The following is a 19276-nucleotide window of genomic DNA, read 5'->3' as shown; positions in this document are numbered from 1 at the left end:
GAAAAAAGCGGCTGTGCATCTCGCGCGGCCGCTTTTCATTTTATTCTTTAATAGCGGCGGGCTGCTCGCGCTTCCTGTACATCGAAGGAGTCTCGCCAAAGGTTTCCTTAAACTTGCGGGTAAAATATATCGTGCAGTCGAACCCAACGTCAGAGGCGATTTCCGTTATCTGCCGATTGGTTCCGGTAAGGAGCTGGGCCGCTTTCTCCAGCCGGATTTTACATAAAACATTCAGAACCGTATCCCCTACCTGCTCTTTGAACAGATGAGAGAGCCGCGAGGTGGACAAGCAGCTTTTCCTCGCCAGCTCCGGCAGGCTGATCCTTTGGGCGGGAGACAACTGAAGCTCCCTTAGAATCTGGGCAATTCTCGGATCCATCGTAACGGAACTTTCCGCCGGGCAGGTCTGCTGAATATAAATAAGCGTCTCCTCGAGCGCCATTTCCGCCAGACGGCGGTGCAGCCTCGAGCTTCCCGCGGAAGTCTCATGCCGAACCATCCGCGCTAACGCTTCGTGAATGCCGTCGCGAGACTCCCCCTCCCCCACATGCCGGAAGAAAAACTGCTCATCCGAACCGGGCAGCCTTAGCCACGTGCTCCATTCCGGATCCGGAATAAAATGCACCCAAATAAATTCCCATGACATCCCTTTCGTTCCGTAGTGATGGGGAATGCCTGGCATAAGCACGGCAACATCCCCAGCCCGACACGTAACGGTGCTCTGGTTGTTCTTTTGAACCTGTCCTTCGCCGGAGACGGTATACATCAACAGCCAATCCCTGCTGCCCGAGGGACGCTGGATGGCATAATCAGCAGTCTCGTTATAATAACCCGCAATTAAAATCCCGTATGGGCGTTCATTATAAATAGCATAATCGGTTTGTTTTTTAGCCATATCAGCTCTACCTCACAATCTAGCGATTGCCCTACAATTAAAGAAAATTGAAGCATTTATACAATTATCGGAACAGTAGAATTCATCGCTACGAACATATCATAAGGAGGCTATACCTGCAATGACCGATATTACCAAGCTTAATCTTACGGACAGCGTGCAAGTAGAGATTCGTCCGGGCAAAATGGGCGGCAAAGGCGGCAGCAGTCCAACAGGAAAATCCTTTGGGTTCACCAATTACTATATGACGAGGAACGGCAAGCCTTTTATTCCCGTCGTTGGCGAGTTTCACTTCTCCCGCTTCTCCTCTCTCCAATGGGAGGAAGAGCTGCTCAAAATGAAAGCCGGCGGCGTTCATATCGTGGCAACCTACGTCTTCTGGAATTTCCACGAGGAGGAAGAGGGCGTATTCGATTGGAGCGGCAGCCGCAACTTGCGCCACTTTATCGATCTATGCGCAAAGCTCGAGTATCCGCTTATTCTGCGGATTGGCCCGTTCTGCCATGGCGAAGTCCGTAACGGCGGCATCCCGGACTGGGTGCTCGCCAAACCGATCGAGATCCGCTCTAACAACCCGGAATATTTAAAGCTTGCCAGGAAGCTGTACCGGGAGATTGCGATACAAATGAAAGGCAGCCTCTATCAGGAGGGCGGGCCTGTCATCGCCGTTCAGCTTGAGAATGAATTTATGCATTGCGGCGCCCCAAACGAAGCATGGGGATATAAGACCGGCAAATTCCTGTCTTCCGGAACCGGCGGCAACGAGCATCTGGCAGAACTCCGCCAAATCGCCGAGGCTGCGGGAATTAAACCTCTGTTCTTTACCGCAACGGCTTGGGGCGGAGCTGCCGTTCCGGAGGAAGGCTTCCTCCCGATGCTGGCCGGCTACGCCTATACGTCCTGGATTCCGAATCAACCGCCAAGCCGGGAGTTTATGTTCCGGGACCTGCGCGTTGCACCCGCTGAACCCGTTAACTTTGATACCAACGAATATCCGGTCGCTTATTGCGAGATGGCTGGCGGCATGCAGGTCAGCTATAATGCCCGCCCTTCCGTTCCCGCTGCCAGCATTGAAGCAATGACGCTTGTGAAGCTTGCAAGCGGCAGCAACCTGGTCGGTTATTACATGTACCATGGCGGCTCTAACCCGGTCGGCAAAAAAGGCTACATGAATGAACAATTCCTGCCGAAGATCACGTACGACTATCAGTCCCCTCTGGGAGAATTCGGCCGTGTCGGAGAATCGTATGACCGTATTCGCTCCTTGTCCCTTTTCCTGGAATCGTTTGGGTCTATTCTGGCTCCAATGACAACCGTTCTTCCGGATGGCCAATCCGATCTGGAGGTAACCGATACTTCGACGCTCCGGTGGTGCGTACGACAAAAGGACGGCTCCGGCTTTGCGTTCCTCAACAACTTCCAGGACCAAGTCGATCTGCCGCAGCGTCCGTTCCGCATTGAACTGGATACAGCCCGCGGCCCGGTCTCTTTCCCGCAGGAAGGAGTCGCTCTGCTGCCGGCCAACACCGGTGTCGTGTTACCGTTTAACCTTGACCTTTATGGCATTTCCTTGCTCAGCTCAACCGCCCAGCTGCTGACGGAAGCACAAGCCTCCGATGGCGAGCGGATTATTTTCTTCTATGCCCATGATGGCTTGGCACCCGAGTACGTAGTTGCCAAAGGCTCCTTGTCCGGCATTGACGTCCATGACGGTCAAGTTAACGAAGCGGGCGACAGCTACGTAATCCGCCCGGCTGTTGGCAGGAACCGCGGGATTTCGTTCCGGACGACAGACGGCAAGCCGGTCCGGTTTATGACGCTTTCCCGCCAGGATGCGCTGCAGACCTATCGTTTCGAGCTGTGGGGACAATCTACGGTTGCAATCAGCAGCTGTCCTGTTGTTGCCCATCGTAATCAGCTCGTGTTCACTTCGCCAGGCAGCACGGCATGCAAGGTGTCCCTGTTCCCGGCGCCACAGCCGGAGCTTGCCGCGAATAACGGAATGGCTGTACAGCTTGAGACGGAGGGCTTGTTCCGTACGTATTCGATTAAGGTTCCCGCCTATACGCCGGAAATAGAGGTTACCAAACCGTCGGAGCATACGGCACTACTTCAATTCGCCGGCAATGATTGGCCTTCCCATGTAGAGGACGTCTGGCTCGAAATCGATTACGACGGCGATGTCGCCCAAGCGTTCCTGAACGGCAAACTTCTGACCGACCATATTCATTTCGGCAAAACCTGGAGCATTGGCCTAAAAGATTTCTATAACCAGCTAGAGCAATCTACGCTGCATCTGACCATTACCCCGCTGCGCAAAGGAACGGTTCATACGTTTGTTAATCAGGCGCAGGTTGAAAGATTCGAAGGCGTCGAGATTGCAGTCTTCCACCGGATCGAGATCATCCCGCATTATCGGGTAGCCTTGCTTCCGCTTCCGGCAGCCAAATAAACAAACAAAGGGATCATCGCCTCATAGCGATGATCCCTTTGTTCTAATTCCCTATTTCCGACCAAAGCCTTCTCGCCGTTCTCATAAAGAACTTCGATTGCTCCCAACGGTCGCTGATTTCATGGTTGCGTTCGGCGTATTCATCCGTTGTTATCGCATAGGAAGGCGGACCCAGCTCCACGACAAAAGGCAGCACATCCCCCGCTCCCGCTTTCGACCGCCAATTTTTCATGCCCGAGCTCCACCAACGCTCGAAATGCTGCAGCATCGGATGCTCGCCGTTGCTGCCTACGTCAATCTGCACCTGCTCGCCGTTTGATACCCTCGCGTGGAAAGCCGCGCTGCGAGTCAGAACGGTCTGAATCAGCTGCTCCGCTTCATCGGATATCGTATGAAGCTCGCCTGCCACCACATAATGAGACAGATCAATGGTCAAGCGAAGAGACTGCAGCGCCTTAATATAATCTACCGTTCGCAGCAAATCTTGGGTAATCGTACCCCGGTGGGTCTCGATCAACAAAGGAATTCCGGCATGACGCGATAAGGCATCCATGGAGCTGAGCAGCTGAACGGCTGGCTCGTTGATGAGGAAAGGCGTCAGCACTTGCGCGTTAATATGCTGAATGCCGCCGTATTCTTTCGCCTTGGCTAGAAACTGATCCATGTCCTGAGCCGTCTTAGGGTACGCATTTACGCTAAAGGATAAATCGTAACGTTCCAGAAGACGTCTCCATTTCTCCTCGTCTTGCGGAGCCGGGATAAATCCGTTAATACCGTCAAAGCCCGCTTCCGCAATCATCTCTACCTGTTCCTCGACGCTTCGCCCCTTCGCGGCAGCGAGGCCCGACATTCCCCACCATGACATCTGCACGTCAAGCTTCGGATCCAACGATTCCTTCACACGCTCTCCTCCTAAACAAACATATAGTCTAGTATAGGGAATCGCCGGAAGGAGAGGCAGTAACGATCCTGCTATCAACTCGTTTAATCCTGCTACTCGATTTACTATTTGGTCAGGTTGCCGTAACTGATCGCCAGACTTTCAAGCGGATCTCTGCGGCACAAATCCTGCTCAACCACAAGCCACTTTGTCCCGATCTCCTCTGCCGCTTGGAAGATGGTTTCAAAATCCAATACGCCCTCGCCAATCTCCGCAAAAAACGCTTCTTCACCAGCCTCCGCATCCTTGATATGCAGCAACGGACAACGGTCACGAAGCTTAAGCAAATATTCCACCGGATTTAAGCCCCCGCGATGAACCCAATACGTATCGAGCTCCATTTTCACATAGGAAGGATCGGTCTCCCTCAGCAAAATATCCAGTATGTATTCGCCGTCGAATTTCCTGAATTCCCAATCATGATTATGGTACAACAGCTGTACGCCTCTTCGACTTAATCGGGCACCAATTTCATTCAGCTTACCAGCCTTGCCGAGTAAATCTTCCTTTGATTCGAAGCCGAGGGACAACGCTGCATACTTTTCTGCATTTACCTCTTCCAAATATCGAACTACGCTGTCCGGATCCGATTCAAGCTGCTCCAGCGATGAGTGGAAACCGATCACTTTTAACCCAAGCTGGTCCAGAAGCACTTTTTGCTCGGCAAAGGTAATTCCCACTGGAGGCGGCCCAAGCTCAATCGCTTTGTAGCCAATCTCCGCTATTTTTCTTAATGTTCCCCTGTAATCCTTGTCCAGTTGATCACGGACGGTGTAAGGCTGTACGGCGACCGGAAGATTAGGCATCGTTATTAAACCTCCTATCCTTTTTAGAACCAATCGAATAATACCCCGTGATAATGATCTTTGTCGTTTCTAAGCCCTTCATAGGCTTGAACGGCTTGTTCCGGCTTTAGTATATGACTGATTAACGGCTCTATTGCCAGTTTTTTGAGTTTCATAAGCTCAAATATGATTTGGGAATTCCGGGTTAAGGAATGCTTCACAAACGCGTCAGGCTCAACGGGGAATCTCCACTCGTGAGCGCCTTTAAACGTTAGGCAGCCTTGTCCGTCCAAATGAATATAATTCAGCAGCTCCGTAATATTCCCTTGATATTCGCCCCGCGGGCTTCCGAGCAGCACAACCTCTCCGTATTTCGCAACCCATGGCAGCCCTTCCGTTACGACCTTTGGAATTCCTGTGGCATCTATAAGCGTCGATACCCCTTTTCCGCCGGTAATTTTGTTTATATGCCCATGAACCTTGGGGTCTGACGGCAATGCATGTCCGATTCCGGATGCCGTCGCCGCCTCCAGCCGAGGTCCCGATAAATCGATTCCGATCACGGAAGCGCCTTGCAGAGAGGCTAATTGCGCGGCCATATTCCCGATTAGACCCAAGCCGGTTACGGCCACATAGTCGCCAAGCTCAATCTCGGATACCCGAATAGACGTTATCGCTACGGAAGCCATTCGGGTGAACGGCACCCAGTGAAGGGGCAGGTCTGACGGCGCTTTCAAAAGTATTCCGCCTGACGGAATGACCGAGTACAAGCTATGGTCTCCATAGTGAAACACATAGTCGCCCGGCTTAAAGCCCTGCACCTCTTCGCCAATCTCGATGACTTCGCTCACGGAAGAATAACCGGGAATTCCCGGCATGGCAAACCATCCCTCATTACCCGATAGACAGGCCAGCTCCGTTCCCGGACTGATTAAGGTAAATCTTTTCTTCACCAGTAACTCGCGCTCCCCCAGCTTTGCTATATGGAAGGCATCCTCATGAACCTCGACCTGCCATGGGGCGGTAAAGACGATTTTCTTGTTATTCATTATTAATCTCCTCCTTGGACATTGCCCTGCCGCTTGTCGAATAGGCCTCAATAAACTGGCTGGCTGTCAAACCGGCAATAGCTTTGAATGTTCTGCTGAATGCATGGATGGATGCAAAGCCAGCCGTTTCCGATATTTGAGTAATAGAGAGGTTACCCTCAAGCAGCTTTCTTTTTGCTTCCTCGATCCGAACATAAGTCACGTATTTATGAATAGTAACTCCAAGCTGCTCCTTAAAGAGATACGATAAGTGATTGGTCGATACCCCGGCCTGCAGGCTGATTTGTTCCAGATCTAACCGGGGATTGGCAAACTCCTGTTGAATATAAAGAACGGCTTTTTCGATAGATGCCCAGCCTTTTGTCTTCTTGCCTTTCCCTTCGTAGGACATGTGCTGATTTCTTAAGAAGTAAATGAGCAGCTCCAGCGCCAGCGACTTCATAAACAGCTGATGGTAAGGGCGTTTGCTCAGAAACTCCTGATGAAGGATATGAAATCTTTTGTGCACCTCTAGTCTATGGGCCGGATGAATGAACGAGATAGGATACAGCGACGATAACAGCTCTTCTTCCGGCTTTATCTCGACCTGCTGCCCTTTGGAAACACCGGTCTCCTGCCACTTGCTCTGATCCTCCCAATGGAATAAATCGAAATGAAAGATGTACTGAACCAAAGGCTCGCTGGACGCTGACCGGATAAAATGAAGCTTCATCGGCGGAAAAAGGATAGCTTCCCCTGCCTTTAACCGATACTGGACGCCGTCCAGCAGGATCTCGGCTTCTCCTTGTTCGATATAGGTATACACGTGATCGTAATCTACCCATTCGCCCACAAGGTAGTCCGATCTCGTTATTTTTACAGAGCGGACAAAGGGCGATAGCCGCTCTATTCCGGCGATGATGCGTTCCATAATAGCCTCCGTTTGAAAAGGGGATTTAACTATTTCCGAGTACTCGTTACACCTATCTTATTGAATTTTTAACGCGAAGTCTTTAAATAAGAAAACGTTTTTTTAACCGTAACACCGACTATTGCGGATGTGTTCGTTAAGAACGCAAAAAAGCCGCGATGCGATGCACGCGGCTTTTTGACCCTCTATTTCCTTATATGGAGCGAATTCGCTTCAGCAAATTTTCATAATCGAACCCAACCGCCGTATCAATCTCAACGACCGTCCCGCCAATAGATAATGGCGCAAGCGTCTCGTTCAACAGCCGTTCTTTGTTGCCCTGCTGTTCGATCCATTCCTTGTCATTATGGCCCTTGTGCCGATGCGCTGATCCCATACGCGCATAATAGCGCTCCAAGAGCACTAGTCCATCGGCTCTGCACATGATTTGGAAGGGCTCGAAGTCGTACTCCCGCTTCAGCTTAAGAAATTCCGCGCTTCTTAGTTCCGGACGGCCGAAAAAGCCTTCGATAACAAGCGATTGTCCGGCAGCCAGCACCTTACCCGCGAAGGAATAAAGAAAAGTAAAAGCGGCCGGCGCCAAGAGCGGCGGAGAACCATGCGTCTTGCAATCCAAAGCGTCAAACAGAGTCTCGTAGATCCCGTCCCGGGACAGCAAGGGAAGCTTCAAATCCTTGGACAGCCGCTCTGCGAGCGTTGTTTTTCCGGCTCCTGGGAATCCGTTCACTATAATAACCGCAGGTTTATTCATCCGCCGAAGGGCCATAGAGGCCGGGAACCGGAATATCCAGGAGCCGCAAATATACCCCAAGCTGGGCACGGTGATGAATCATGTGGCTTAATCCGAAGGAGCGAAGCGCCATTGCCCGCGGCTGCCGCAGAATAATATAATCACCGTTTCGCAGCGTCCATTCTTCGCTAAGCTTGTTCTCGCCCAATTCGGTTATCAACCCGATAACCTTGGCCGCATTGGCATCGTATTCCGACAGCACGTCTTCGCGCTTTTGCAAAGCCTCCCGCCGCCCCGATACAGTGGACATATCGAGTTCCGGGGAATGTAAAATAGCGGCCTGCCAGTTCAACAGGTTGATCAAATGCGTGGCAAGCCCGCCCAACGTCATCGATTTTTCATGCGGCTTCCAAGCCATATGCTCGTCAGGCAAGCGCTCCAGAATACGTCGCGTAATCGTCAGTTCATGTTCGGCATCCCCAACAATAAGTTGTTTCATCATCACTCGGGTCTCCTTCCGCTTTAAGATAGTCCTTTTTTATACTAGCATATTTTGTAAAAGTTTATCTATCTACCAACATCGGATTATTAATTAACTATACAATTAATAAATTAACCTTTGTATTGACATAAGAACGAACCTTCCACATAATATGAACTAGAATCATCTTAATTTCATTATTAAATTAACCTAACGGTTAACTAAAAGGAGAGAAAAGAAGATTATGGCTAGTACGCACAAGTATGTGAAGGATTATCCGCGTCCGCAGTGGGTACGCGACGAATGGCAATTGTTAAACGGCGAATGGGGCTTCCGCTTCGATGATTCGTTTGAAGGCGAACGCAGCAAATGGTACAGCAAGCTGGATGCGGACCGGACGATTCAAGTCCCGTTTACATATGAGACAAAAGCGAGCGGCATCGGCGAGGAAACCTTCCATCCATGCGTATGGTATGAGCGGAATGTTGCAATCCCGGCAGAAACGGGAGACAAACGCGTTATCCTCCATTTCCAGGCCGTTGATTATTTGGCTAAGCTGTGGGTAAACGGCGTGTATATCGGTTCGCATGAAGGCGGATATGCGGCATTCTCCTTCGATATTACGGATGCCGTGCAGATTGGCGGGGATAACCGCATCACGCTCCGCGTGGAAGACAGCAACAGCACGATGCAGCCGCGCGGCAAGCAGCGCTGGATCGAGAAGAACTACGGCTGCTGGTACGTGCAGACAACCGGCATCTGGCAGTCCGTCTGGCTGGAATATGTCGACGGCAACCATGTGGGCAGAGCTAAAATTACGCCAAAGCTGGAAGAAGCAGCGGTTACGTTCGAATACGAGCTTGGCAGCACGGTACGTTCCTTCGACGGCCTGACGCTCCAGACCGTTATTCGTTACGACGGGAAACTGATCCGCTCCTCGGAAACCAATGTTGACCGCAAGTTCTTGAAAGTGGAGCTAAGCGTCATGAACGACGTCAATGAATGGAAAATTCATTCCTGGCATCCGAATCATCCGAACCTGTACGATGTGGAAGTTGTTCTGAAGAAAGACGGCCAGCCGGTAGACACCGTATACTCCTACTTCGGCATGCGCCGCATTCAGATTAAAGGCGACCGCATCCTGCTCAACAAGCAGCCGCTCTACCAACGCCTTCTGCTCGATCAAGGCTATTGGGAAGATACGCATCTGACTCCGCCTTCCGAAGAAGCCATTATCGAGGATATCGATAAAACCTTGGCGCTTGGCTTCAACGGCGTGCGCAAGCACCAGAAGCTCGAGGATCCGAGATACCTGTACTGGGCGGACCGCAAGGGCCTTCTCGTCTGGTCGGAGATTGCCGCTACTTACGAATTCGGAGACGATGCCGTAGACCGGTTCACAAAGGAATGGATGGAAGTTGTCCGCCAGCATTACAACCACCCTTCCATTGTGACGTGGGTACCGTTTAACGAATCATGGGGAATCGGACAAATCTTCACCGACCGGAAGCAGCAGCAATTCACCGAATCGATCTATCACCTGACCAAGTCCTACGATCAGATGAGACCTGTAGTCGTGAACGACGGCTGGGAGCATACGATTTCGGATATTATTACGCTACATGACTACGAGGAGCTGGGCTCCGTGCTCGAAGCCAGATACAAGGACAAGGACGCCTTGCTCAGCAATGATTTCGCGCATGACAAACACCGCTATCCGTTCGCTAACGGATACAGCTACAAAGGCCAGCCGGTGATCATCAGCGAGTACGGCGGCATCGCATTTACGAGCGAATCCGGCTGGGGTTACGGCAACCAGGTAAAAAATGAAGAAGAATTTTTGGCCCGTTATGAAGGAATTACCCAAGCAATCAAGAATCTCGATTATGTAAGCGGATTCTGCTATACGCAAATTACGGACGTGCAGCAGGAGGTTAACGGCTTGCTTACGATTAAGCGGGAGCCTAAGATTGCTATGGAGAAGATCAGAAAAATCAATCTGCAGTAATATCAGGCTTCCGATACACAGTTCATGAGAAGGCAGGGATTGGATTCATGTCAAAAATGCAACGTATTGGAATTATCGGCAGCGGCGGTATCGCTTCTGCTCACGTAAGAGCCTACAAACAGCTTCACGACGTTGAGATTGTCGCCGTTGCCGATGTCATTCCAGGCAAAGCGGATCAATTCGTTACACGCGAGCAATTACCGGGAGCCATCGGCTTCGATGATCACCGCAGGCTCCTTGAGCTTGATCTGGACGGGGTCAGCATCTGCACGCCAAATGCCTCCCATCACGTAACCACCGTTGACGCGCTGCGCGCAGGCAAAAACGTCCTGCTCGAAAAGCCGATGTCCGTTACCTTGGAAGAAGCGATCGATATGGTTCAAGTCGCGAACGAAACGGGTAATATGCTGACAATCGGTTTTCAGCCCCGTTACGACCCTAACATGAAGGTCGTTAACGAAATCGTCCAATCCGGCAAGCTCGGCAAGGTCTATTACGTGGAGACCGGCGGCGGCCGCAGACGCGGCATGCCTGGCGGCACGTTTATCAGCAAGCAGCTCGCCGGAGCCGGCGCTATGGCGGATATCGGCTGCTACTCGCTCGATATGGCGCTTAATGCGCTTGGTTATCCGAAGCCGCTTACGGTATCGGCTTATACGTCCAATTATTTCGGCACTAATCCCGTTCATCATCCGGAAGCGAGTAAATTCGAGGTTGAGGATTTTGGAGTAGCGCTTGTACGCTTCGAGAATGATCTGGTGCTTCAATTCAAGATCTCTTGGGCTATGCATATGGATACGCTTGGCTCCACCATGTTCCTCGGAACGGAAGGCGGACTGAAAGTGAATCCTTACGGAACGGGCAATTGGTCCGGCGTATGGGATGGCCGCGTCGGCGATATGAAGCTGTTCCATGACTTTATGGGCAAACAGACTGAGACGCCGATTCCGGTTACGAATACCGACCTTAACCTCTTCAACGAGAAGGTGCGGGATTTCTCCGAAGCCGTGCGCGAAGGACGTCCCGCCCCTATTCCGGGCTCGCAGATCGTCATTCAGCAAGCCATTATCGACGGAGTGCTCCGCTCCTCCGCCGCCAAACGCGAGGTATCCATCGAGCTGCCTTTCTAACGTTAAACCTAATAGCCTTGGCCCATATCCGGCCTAGGCTATTTTTTATGGACAAACGAATCCCCGTGCACTACGATCTTAACAGCGCAATACTATAGGGCGGTGAGTATGTTTTGAAGCTGGAAAGATTGATATCGATCACCTACATGCTGCTTAATAATGAAGTCGTGTCCGCGTCGGAATTGTCGTGCAAATACGGCGTTTCGCAAAGAACCATCTACAGGGACATCGAAGCGATCTGCGCGGCGGGTATTCCCGTTGTCTCCTATCAAGGCGTTAACGGCGGATACGGCATTATGAAGGAATACAAGATGGACAAAAGCCTGCTCAGCTCCGATGATATCGCCTCGCTAATTACTCTTCTCAAGAGCACGACTACCATATTCGAGGATGAGCGGGCCCATGAGACGATTCATCGGCTGAAGACTGTTCAGACCGATAACGGCAGAGCTCCAAGCCTGACGATGGATCTTGGCAGCTGGCGATCGTACACGGCCCATCTTCGCGCGCTCCACTCCGCCATAAACGGCCGACAGCTCGTCCAATTCCATTATACGAATGCGAAGGATGAACGTCAGGACCGCGTCGTCGAGCCTGTTAGTCTCCTGTTTAAATACGGCGCCTGGTATTTGTACGGCTACTGCCGCTCCAGGGATGACTATCGGGTGTTTAAGCTAACAAGAATGTCGGAGCTGCTGACCTTGCCGGAATGCTTCCAGCGTGAGCATAACATCCACACCGAAGATGTTCTCACCGGCGGCGGCGGTCAGGAGCAGGAGCAGATAAGCCATGCCATCATTCATTTCACGGGCGGTTCGCTTGCAAGGGTGCTGGATGAATTTTATTTGGACGAGAAGCAATTTAACGATGACGGCACGCTTACGCTGACGATTACTCAAGCGATCGACACGGACTGGCTGATCGAGAAGCTGCTTGGTTTTGGCGAGGATGCCCTTGTATTGGAACCGCCTGCGCTTAGGCAACGAATCAAAGAAAAAATTGGAAAAATGTTAAACCGTTACGAAGAAGTATGACAGGATGCTGTCATACTTCTTTTTTTATAATGGAAACATTCGTTCGATCAACTTAATCGTAAAGGGAAGTGACTGAGTTGTTAGACCATCCTTTTTTCTTTGAAGAACAGATGAAGCATAAAAGCTGGGAGCTCAAACAAATCGATAAGCATGCTTGGAAGTACGCGCACATGAAACGGAAAAATCTGCGGCTGCCTCTATTCCTGCTGCTTCGCGTCCTCGGAAGAATTAAACATTGACAACGCTTGGGATCTGTTTTTATACTGGTAACCGAAACGTCAATACTAAAACTCATTAGGGAAGCTGTGGACTTTTCTGGAGAGCAATCTCTATTTTCGCCACACAAAGGCCCGTACTGCCGGTACGCGTCATTTGTGTGGTTTTTTGCGTTCAAAAAAAGGAGGATCATCATGAAATTATGGCATTACGCGTTAATCGTATGTTTGGGAGGCTGCTGTTACGGGGTCTTGTCCACTTTTGTAAAACTGGCGTATGCGGCAGGCTTTTCCGTCTCCGCGGTAACCGGCGGCCAGTATCTTTTCGGGGCGGTCCTGAGCTGGCTGATCGTACTGCTCGTTAACAGGAAAACGCCAACCCGCAAACAAACCTTTAAACTAATGTTATCCGGAATACCTTTTGGATTAACGGGCATTTTTTATTATCAAGCCTTGCAGACGCTTAATGCTTCGCTGGCTATCGTCATTTTATTTCAATTCGTCTGGATCGGAACGTTGCTGGAATGGCTGCTGCTTAAGAAAAAACCGACGAAGAACAAGCTGATGTCCATAACGCTCACGCTGCTCGGTTCCATTCTAGCCGCCAATATTCTGTTTCAGGAGAACATGTCGCTGTCATGGACGGGATGCCTGTGGGGATTGCTCGCCGCGTTGACCTTTTCAGCTTTTGTGTTTCTCAGCAGCACGGTCGAACCATCAACGCCTCCCCTCTTAAAAAGCGCGCTTCTTTCCACGGGCGGCGTTATCACGATATTTATCGTATTCCCGCCGACCTTTTTATTGGATTGGCATATCGTCACGGGGCTATTCCCTTACGGATTAGCGTTAGGCGTATTCGGGGTCGTGCTTCCTCCCCTTTTGTTCTCGATTGGCATGCCGCATGTCGGTTCGGGGTTAGGAACGATTCTGACCGCATCCGAACTGCCGGTTGTCGTTATTCTTTCCTCTTTCGTGCTCGCGGAACCGATCAGCTTGCCGCAATGGATTGGCGTTTTCATTATTTTGAGCGGGATTATCGGCAGCAACCTCCGGTTAAGGAAAACGGATGGTCCATCCTTAGCCGCTTAGAAAATGAAAGAAATATATTTCCATATGAAAGAAATTTATTTTTTCTTGGCCCTGTCTGAGTAAATGCTCATAGAGTCACGGCATTGTAATGTTCTTGTAACACTGCACTCAGACTCCTTTCATTTACGCAATCTATACTAATAGACATGACCCCCCTTTATTATATTTCTCTCTTGCAGCCTGCGGCCCCGTGCCGCAGGCACTTTGTTTTTATAGGGAGAGCATGGTAGTCTAATGAGGTGAGCTTACATAAGAACGGGGGCAGTAAAAGAATGAGCGGCACTAATCATAAGGTAGTCCGTCTTGCCGGCGTCGACTGTCTGCAGGTCGATCCCATCGGGCAATCGGGCGGAACCGTCCTTTTATATCATGGATGGGGCTCCACGCAGGAGAGCTATTTATTTTTCGCATCCATCGTATCGGGCTGGGGTTATACGGTCATCGTTCCGGAGCTCCTCCATCACGGCTATCGAGGCACTCTGAATTACGCGGATCCCTCCGTACTCGAACAGACCTTCCTGGAGATTGTTCTGCAAGGCTCCAAGGAAGCCGTGGAAATGACTGAACAGCTTGGCGGGCCGAGCGGCGGCAAAATCGGCATTATCGGCCATTCGGCTGGAGGTTTCGTGGCCGCGGGAGCCTTCGCGAAAAATACGGATGTTGCGGCAGCCGTCGTTATTAACGGCTCCTGCGCATGGACGGAGTTTTATGAAGCGTATCTGAAATACGCCGGAAAACCGGCTTTAGGGGAAGAAGAACGTATCGCTCTCGCGAAGCAAGATCCGATCTCTTTATTAAATTTCGAGGATGAGAGAGGATTGTTGCTGCTGCACGGAAAAGAGGATACAACGGTACCGATTCACAGCCAGCGTTATTTTATGGATAAAAAGGCCTGCGCCGCTCCCGAGCGTCTCCGTATGGTCGAGTACGGCGGAGTCAACCATCAGATCACGCTCAAGATGCTGGAGCAGGCCAAGCTATGGCTGGACAGCCATCTTCGGGCAAACTAATATTGGGCAGCAGCGTTTACAGCTTGCTTACGGCTTCAACAAACTGGCGTGCGCGGTCCGTTATCAAATCGAATCGACCCTCGCGCACCCAGTCGAGATTAAGCAGCTTGCCGCCCATTCCGACGGCATTGGCACCCGCGGCGAAATAATCGGCGATATTATGCAGATCTACGCCGCCGGTCGCCATAATCGGAATGGAGTCAAGCGGTCCGCGGATTTCCGATAAGTATTTGGTTCCAAGCGTTCCCATCGGGAACAGCTTTACCGCTTCGGCGCCGGCCTTCCAGGCTTTTACGATTTCCGTAGGGGTCATAACGCCCGGCCATACCGAAACTCCTCTTTCTTGTCCGTAGGCGATGACCTCCTCATCCAGATTCGGCGAGATCAGAAATTGCGCGCCGGCGGCAACGGCCGTCTTCGCCATCTCCGCATCCAGCACGGTACCCGCCCCTACAGCAGCCTGTCCGTCAAAGCGGCTGCGCCAGCGCTCGATCATCACGGCCGCGCCGGGCGTGTTCATCGTAATTTCCATCAGACGAATGCCGCCGTCAATCATGGCTTGTCCGGCAGCGTCCGCTTGATGGTCTTCAATGCCTCTCAAAATCGCCACAATCTTGTGCTCAAGCAGCAAATCCAGCATCTTACTCATCTCAAAACCGTCCCCTTTACGTCCAATATTCCCGCAATATGCGAATGAATAAATTCGGAAAAGCCAATGTGTCCATATCCTCAGGACCAATCCATCGGTATTCGCCTTGCTTGCCGCCTGCTTCGTAAGCGGCCGCAGTCTCCGCAGCCAGGCTTGAACCGGCAGCAGCAGCTGCCGCCCCCGCAAGTGCACCAAGGTCAGCCAGATAAATTCTCATTTTCCAGTGAATATGGCTGAATACATGATCCGCATCCATAAACCAGCGCTCCGGTCGGATCAAGAGACCCGTCTCTTCTTCCATCGACCGCGTCAGCCACTCGCCCGCAGCCGCCGTACTGCCGTCTGTCTCGGGAGCGGCATCAACGATTTTTTCCTGTTCCTTCGGCACAAGCAAATGAGGAAGCTCCCACATCTGCGCGAGCAATCCGGTCTCCGGACGCTGACGCACCAGAATCTTGCCTTCATTCGCGCCCGTACCGGCGATAATCGCGGCAACCCGCTTTTCCGGACGAGGAGGCTTCGCCTTCGTCTTGATCGGCAGCTCCGTTTCGCGGCCGGCAAGACGCGCCTCGCAATGCTCCATTACCGGACATGGCAGGCAGCTTGGCGCTTTTGGCGTACAGACAAGCGCCCCAAGCTCCATAAGCGCCTGGTTGAAATCCCCGGCAGCCCCTTCCGGAATGAGAGATCCCGCAAGCTTTTCGATACCAACGCGTGTCGCAGGCTTCGCAATATCGTCCTCCAGGCAGAAGTACCTCGACAGCACCCGCATGACGTTGCCGTCTACCGCAGGCTCCGGCCGGTTAAAGGCAATGCTCATAATCGCGCCGGTTGTATAAGGGCCGACGCCTTTAAGTCCCGCCACCGCCGCTTTGTCATCCGGCACAACACCGCCGTACCGTTCGACGACCTCGCGTGCGCCGGCCTGCAAATTGCGGGCGCGCGAATAATAACCGAGTCCTTCCCAGCACTTCAGCACTTCCGGCTCCGGCGCTTCGGCAAGGGCGCGTACCGTAGGGAATTTATTCATAAACCGCTCGTAGTAAGGAATTACCGTGTCCACCCTGGTCTGCTGCAGCATAATTTCCGATACCCATACGCGGTATGGATCCCGATTCATCCGCCACGGCAGGTCCCTCTTGATTCTCCGGTACCAGGTAAGCAGCTCGCGGCTGAAGTAAGTCTTTGCCTCTTCCTTATAAATCGCTTCCATTTGTCTAGTTGTTCACCTCTTTGTGTTCGGCAGCCCCCAGAGCTTTCGGAAGCTCCAGCTTCATAAACCGGCGGTATTGCTTAGGCGTTATTCCGGTATGGCGCTTAAGCAGCCTTGGCAAATAATGATTCAGCATCCCTACCTTGCCGGCAATTTCGGATATCGGCAAATCCGTCTCCTTAAGCAGCTTTTTGGCCAGCTCAAGACGCCGCTCGGTTACGTATTGAATCGGCGAGCAGCCCATTATCGATTTGAAGGAGGTAATCAAATAATTGGGATGAAGATAAGCGACTTTAGCCAAATCCTCGATTTGAATGTTATGATGCAAATTTTGTTCAATGTATAAGAGGACATCATCCCATTTTTCTTTTCCAACCTCGTTGCCTATAAAATAAGCATCGTTCAAATCATCCCAGGAGCTATGATCCAATAGATACGCGATCAGCTCCAATATGCCGGAATGCAGCCTGAGATTGGTCGATACGGTCGGAAACTCTTGCGCTTGAATCATTTTTTGCATAATTCCAACCACATGGCACTCGTCCCGAATCGCAACGGATGAGGAAAAAGGAAGCTTCGGAAGCTTCATAAACTTCATATCGTCGGCATTCCGAATACGGAAATGGCACCAATAGGCTTTAATCGTTTGCTTGATAGCAATATTATAACTAACTTTCTGCTTTGGGCGAAGCACGTAAATTCTGCCCGGTATCAGATCGTAGCCTACTCCCTTTGTCTCGAGAACGGCATGTCCCTCCATTAAATAGAAAACCCTGTAATAATCGATTTCATCATTGTTGTTCAACCAGCCGGCTTCCCTCTCCGAATAAGCAGCCATAATAACGTCGATCTTCAAATGATCGAATTGTCTTTGTAATATCTGTATTTTCGTATCCATGACTACCCCTGTTGTCTGGCTTTCGCAAATTATTTACTCTATTATATAAGCAATAAAGATAAAATCATATTGGAAGTTCTATCATTATGTTGGATTCATTATAGCCCAGTTACAAGAAAGAAGGAAAAACATGCTAGCAAAAGGATTAATTGTATCCGCCGTTCTCGCCGTACTTCTCGCTGCCTGCGGCAGCGGTGGTTCCGGTTCCGGCTCCGCGATCTCAACCAGCCATATGGATGCTCCCGGGAAGACCGGAGCTGTATATAAAGCGAACTGCGTCAGCTGTCACGGCTCCGATCTGCAGGGGCGGATGGGAGCGCAAACGAATCTTCAACAGGTAGGCGCACGCATGACCGAGCCCGAAATCGTCGAACAGATCAAGAAGGGGGGATCCTCGATGCCGCCTTTCGAGGATCGTCTGACGGACGAGCAGATTGCGGGACTCGCAGCCTGGCTGGCAGGCAAGAAAAAAGAGTAAAGCATGCAGACGAAAAGGCTGAACCGGTATCCAGCTTAAACAGCCGCTTACCGATCAGCCTTTTCTATTCATTCCTCTATGCCGTCTGTTCCACAATCGCCACCGCAGACGCAATCGCGCGATCGTGAGTAATCGTAATATGAATGCGATGCGTCTCCGGCGTCAGTTCAAGCCTCTCCCAGGCACTGCCGGACAACGTACACTCCGGCTTCCCTTCGGGTCCGCGCAAAATATCGATATCGGTAAACCCGACTTTGGCTCCGATCCCGCAGCCCAAAGCCTTCACTACGGCTTCTTTCGCCGCGAATCTCCCCGCCGCAAATTGCGCCAGACGCTTGCCCTCGTAGCTGCCGGCCAGATCCCGCTCCCGACTCGTCAATATCCGGTCTAGGAACCGGGCTCCCGCTTTGCTCGCAAGCAGCGCCTCGATCCGGTCCATGTCCGTAACATCATGTCCGACCCCTGCTATCATCGCTTGGATCAGATCCCCGGAATCGGGGAACGCTTATGCTCGGTACGCAAATATTGCTTCTCGAGCTTCGCTTTCGCTTCCGCTCCGATCTCTTTGCCTTCGAGATAAGCGCTGTTCTCGTCATACAGAATGCCAAGCTCCGATTCGTCGGTCTGCCCTTCCCAAAGTCCGGCGGTTGGCGCTTTATCCAGAATGCTCTGAGGCACGCCAAGCACGCCTGCAAGCTGGCGGACCTGGCGCTTGTTCAGCGAGCTGAGCGGCGTAATGTCAACCGCGCCGTCGCCCCATTTCGTAAAGAAGCCGGTGATGGCTTCAGACGCATGGTCCGTGCCAACAACAAGCAGGTTGAGATCAAAAGCAAGCGCGTATTGGACAACCATCCGCGTTCTGGCTTTTACGTTTCCTTTGCCGCCGCGGCTCAGATGGCGGTGAATCCCGATCGCTTTAAGCGCATGCTCGGTTTCCAGCGCGATTTCGTCCACCGCTTCGCCAATATTCGTCTCCACCTTATGCTTCAGCTGGAACGCTTCCGCCGCCCGATAGCTGTCCTCTATATCGACCTGCTCCCCGTAAGGCTGAAACACGCCAAGCGTCATATACTCCCGGCCGGTCTCGGCAGACAATTCGTCCGTTGCCATCTTGCAGAGGCCAGTCGTAACCGCGCTGTCGATCCCGCCGCTGATCGCAATCAAAAGGCCCGTTGTACCGGACTTCTTCACGTACTCCTTCAAGAAGTCGACGCGCTTGCGGATCTCCGCAGCGGGATCAATCTCCGGCTGTACGCCGAAACGCTCGATTATTTCCTGTTGTAAACTCATAGCCCAGGCTCCCCCTACTC

Annotated in this window: 19 protein-coding genes; 7 read left to right on the top strand and 12 right to left on the bottom strand. The window is 51.6% G+C overall.

Annotation, left to right across the window (positions count from 1 at the left end):
- Positions 1 to 40: 40 nt before the first annotated feature.
- Positions 41 to 895, bottom strand: coding sequence for a helix-turn-helix domain-containing protein (locus CFI03_RS26205; RefSeq protein WP_248761072.1), 855 nt, complete (start codon positions 893 to 895; stop codon positions 41 to 43).
- A 121-nt stretch (positions 896 to 1016) separates the two neighbouring features.
- Here CFI03_RS26205 and CFI03_RS26200 point away from each other — a divergent pair, with 121 nt between their 5' ends.
- Positions 1017 to 3347, top strand: coding sequence for a beta-galactosidase (locus CFI03_RS26200; RefSeq protein ID WP_248761058.1), 2331 nt, complete (start codon positions 1017 to 1019; stop codon positions 3345 to 3347).
- Positions 3348 to 3390: 43 nt separating this feature from the next.
- Here CFI03_RS26200 and CFI03_RS26195 read toward each other — a convergent pair whose 3' ends face one another.
- The 6 genes from CFI03_RS26195 to CFI03_RS26170 all read right to left on the bottom strand — a co-directional run bounded on the left by CFI03_RS26195 (position 3391) and on the right by CFI03_RS26170 (position 8263).
- Complete coding sequence (locus tag CFI03_RS26195; RefSeq protein WP_248761056.1) at positions 3391 to 4248, bottom strand: sugar phosphate isomerase/epimerase family protein; 858 nt, start codon at positions 4246 to 4248, stop codon at positions 3391 to 3393.
- A gap of 104 nt (positions 4249 to 4352) precedes the next feature.
- Complete coding sequence (locus tag CFI03_RS26190; protein WP_248761054.1) at positions 4353 to 5093, bottom strand: sugar phosphate isomerase/epimerase family protein; 741 nt, start codon at positions 5091 to 5093, stop codon at positions 4353 to 4355.
- Between the two features lie 23 nt (positions 5094 to 5116).
- The gene (locus tag CFI03_RS26185) at positions 5117 to 6121 is read right to left on the bottom strand and encodes a zinc-dependent alcohol dehydrogenase (RefSeq protein WP_248761052.1); all 1005 of its coding nucleotides are present in this window, start codon (positions 6119 to 6121) and stop codon (positions 5117 to 5119) included.
- Positions 6114 to 7031: a helix-turn-helix transcriptional regulator gene (locus CFI03_RS26180; protein ID WP_248761050.1), complete on the bottom strand. Its 918-nt coding sequence runs from the start codon at positions 7029 to 7031 to the stop codon at positions 6114 to 6116. The genes CFI03_RS26185 and CFI03_RS26180 overlap by 8 nt, the downstream gene beginning before the upstream one ends.
- 193 nt (positions 7032 to 7224) lie before the next feature.
- Positions 7225 to 7782: a P-loop nucleotide/nucleoside kinase family protein gene (locus CFI03_RS26175; protein WP_248761048.1), complete on the bottom strand. Its 558-nt coding sequence runs from the start codon at positions 7780 to 7782 to the stop codon at positions 7225 to 7227.
- On the bottom strand, positions 7775 to 8263 hold the full coding sequence (locus CFI03_RS26170) for a DinB family protein (RefSeq protein WP_248761046.1): 489 nt from the start codon (positions 8261 to 8263) through the stop codon (positions 7775 to 7777). The genes CFI03_RS26175 and CFI03_RS26170 overlap by 8 nt, the downstream gene beginning before the upstream one ends.
- Positions 8264 to 8486: 223 nt before the next feature.
- Here CFI03_RS26170 and CFI03_RS26165 point away from each other — a divergent pair, with 223 nt between their 5' ends.
- The 5 genes from CFI03_RS26165 (at position 8487) to CFI03_RS26145 (ending at position 14728) form a co-directional block, all read left to right on the top strand.
- The gene (locus CFI03_RS26165; RefSeq protein ID WP_248761044.1) at positions 8487 to 10250 is read left to right on the top strand and encodes a glycoside hydrolase family 2 protein; all 1764 of its coding nucleotides are present in this window, start codon (positions 8487 to 8489) and stop codon (positions 10248 to 10250) included.
- Positions 10251 to 10297: 47 nt separating this feature from the next.
- Positions 10298 to 11380: a Gfo/Idh/MocA family protein gene (locus CFI03_RS26160; protein ID WP_248761042.1), complete on the top strand. Its 1083-nt coding sequence runs from the start codon at positions 10298 to 10300 to the stop codon at positions 11378 to 11380.
- 113 nt (positions 11381 to 11493) lie between these two features.
- Entirely contained in the window at positions 11494 to 12414 is a 921-nt protein-coding gene (locus CFI03_RS26155) for a helix-turn-helix transcriptional regulator (protein ID WP_248761040.1), read from the top strand.
- Positions 12415 to 12824: 410 nt separating this feature from the next.
- Positions 12825 to 13718 (top strand): EamA family transporter, encoded by an 894-nt coding sequence (locus CFI03_RS26150; RefSeq protein WP_248761037.1) that lies wholly within the window; start codon positions 12825 to 12827, stop codon positions 13716 to 13718.
- Positions 13719 to 13990: 272 nt separating this feature from the next.
- Entirely contained in the window at positions 13991 to 14728 is a 738-nt protein-coding gene (locus CFI03_RS26145; protein ID WP_248761034.1) for an alpha/beta hydrolase family protein, read from the top strand.
- A 16-nt stretch (positions 14729 to 14744) separates the two neighbouring features.
- Here the strand turns inward: CFI03_RS26145 and CFI03_RS26140 are convergent, their stop codons facing one another.
- The 3 genes from CFI03_RS26140 to CFI03_RS26130 are packed head-to-tail and all read right to left on the bottom strand — an operon-like array spanning position 14745 to position 17488.
- A complete protein-coding gene (locus CFI03_RS26140; RefSeq protein WP_127491814.1) occupies positions 14745 to 15377 on the bottom strand; it encodes a bifunctional 4-hydroxy-2-oxoglutarate aldolase/2-dehydro-3-deoxy-phosphogluconate aldolase in 633 nt (210 codons plus the stop codon).
- A gap of 16 nt (positions 15378 to 15393) precedes the next feature.
- Positions 15394 to 16590 (bottom strand): A/G-specific adenine glycosylase, encoded by a 1197-nt coding sequence (mutY, locus tag CFI03_RS26135; RefSeq protein WP_248761032.1) that lies wholly within the window; start codon positions 16588 to 16590, stop codon positions 15394 to 15396.
- 4 nt (positions 16591 to 16594) lie between these two features.
- Complete coding sequence (locus CFI03_RS26130) at positions 16595 to 17488, bottom strand: helix-turn-helix transcriptional regulator (protein WP_248761029.1); 894 nt, start codon at positions 17486 to 17488, stop codon at positions 16595 to 16597.
- A 130-nt stretch (positions 17489 to 17618) separates the two neighbouring features.
- Between CFI03_RS26130 and CFI03_RS26125 the strand changes: the two genes are divergently transcribed.
- Positions 17619 to 17966 (top strand): c-type cytochrome, encoded by a 348-nt coding sequence (locus tag CFI03_RS26125; protein WP_248761027.1) that lies wholly within the window; start codon positions 17619 to 17621, stop codon positions 17964 to 17966.
- A 76-nt stretch (positions 17967 to 18042) separates the two neighbouring features.
- Here CFI03_RS26125 and acpS read toward each other — a convergent pair whose 3' ends face one another.
- Positions 18043 to 18438 carry a holo-ACP synthase gene (acpS, locus tag CFI03_RS26120; protein WP_248761024.1) on the bottom strand — a complete coding sequence of 132 codons (396 nt, stop codon included), beginning with the start codon at positions 18436 to 18438 and terminating at the stop codon, positions 18043 to 18045.
- A gap of 8 nt (positions 18439 to 18446) precedes the next feature.
- Positions 18447 to 19256, bottom strand: a complete 810-nt coding sequence (gene nadE / locus CFI03_RS26115; RefSeq protein ID WP_248761014.1) for an ammonia-dependent NAD(+) synthetase — start codon at positions 19254 to 19256, stop codon at positions 18447 to 18449.
- Between the last annotated feature and the right edge of the window lie 20 nt (positions 19257 to 19276).

This window comes from Paenibacillus sp. ATY16 (genome assembly GCF_003399985.2).
In the GTDB taxonomy this organism is placed as follows: domain Bacteria; phylum Bacillota; class Bacilli; order Paenibacillales; family Paenibacillaceae; genus Pristimantibacillus; species Pristimantibacillus glycanilyticus.
This window is presented reverse-complemented; position numbering and strand designations above follow the sequence as displayed.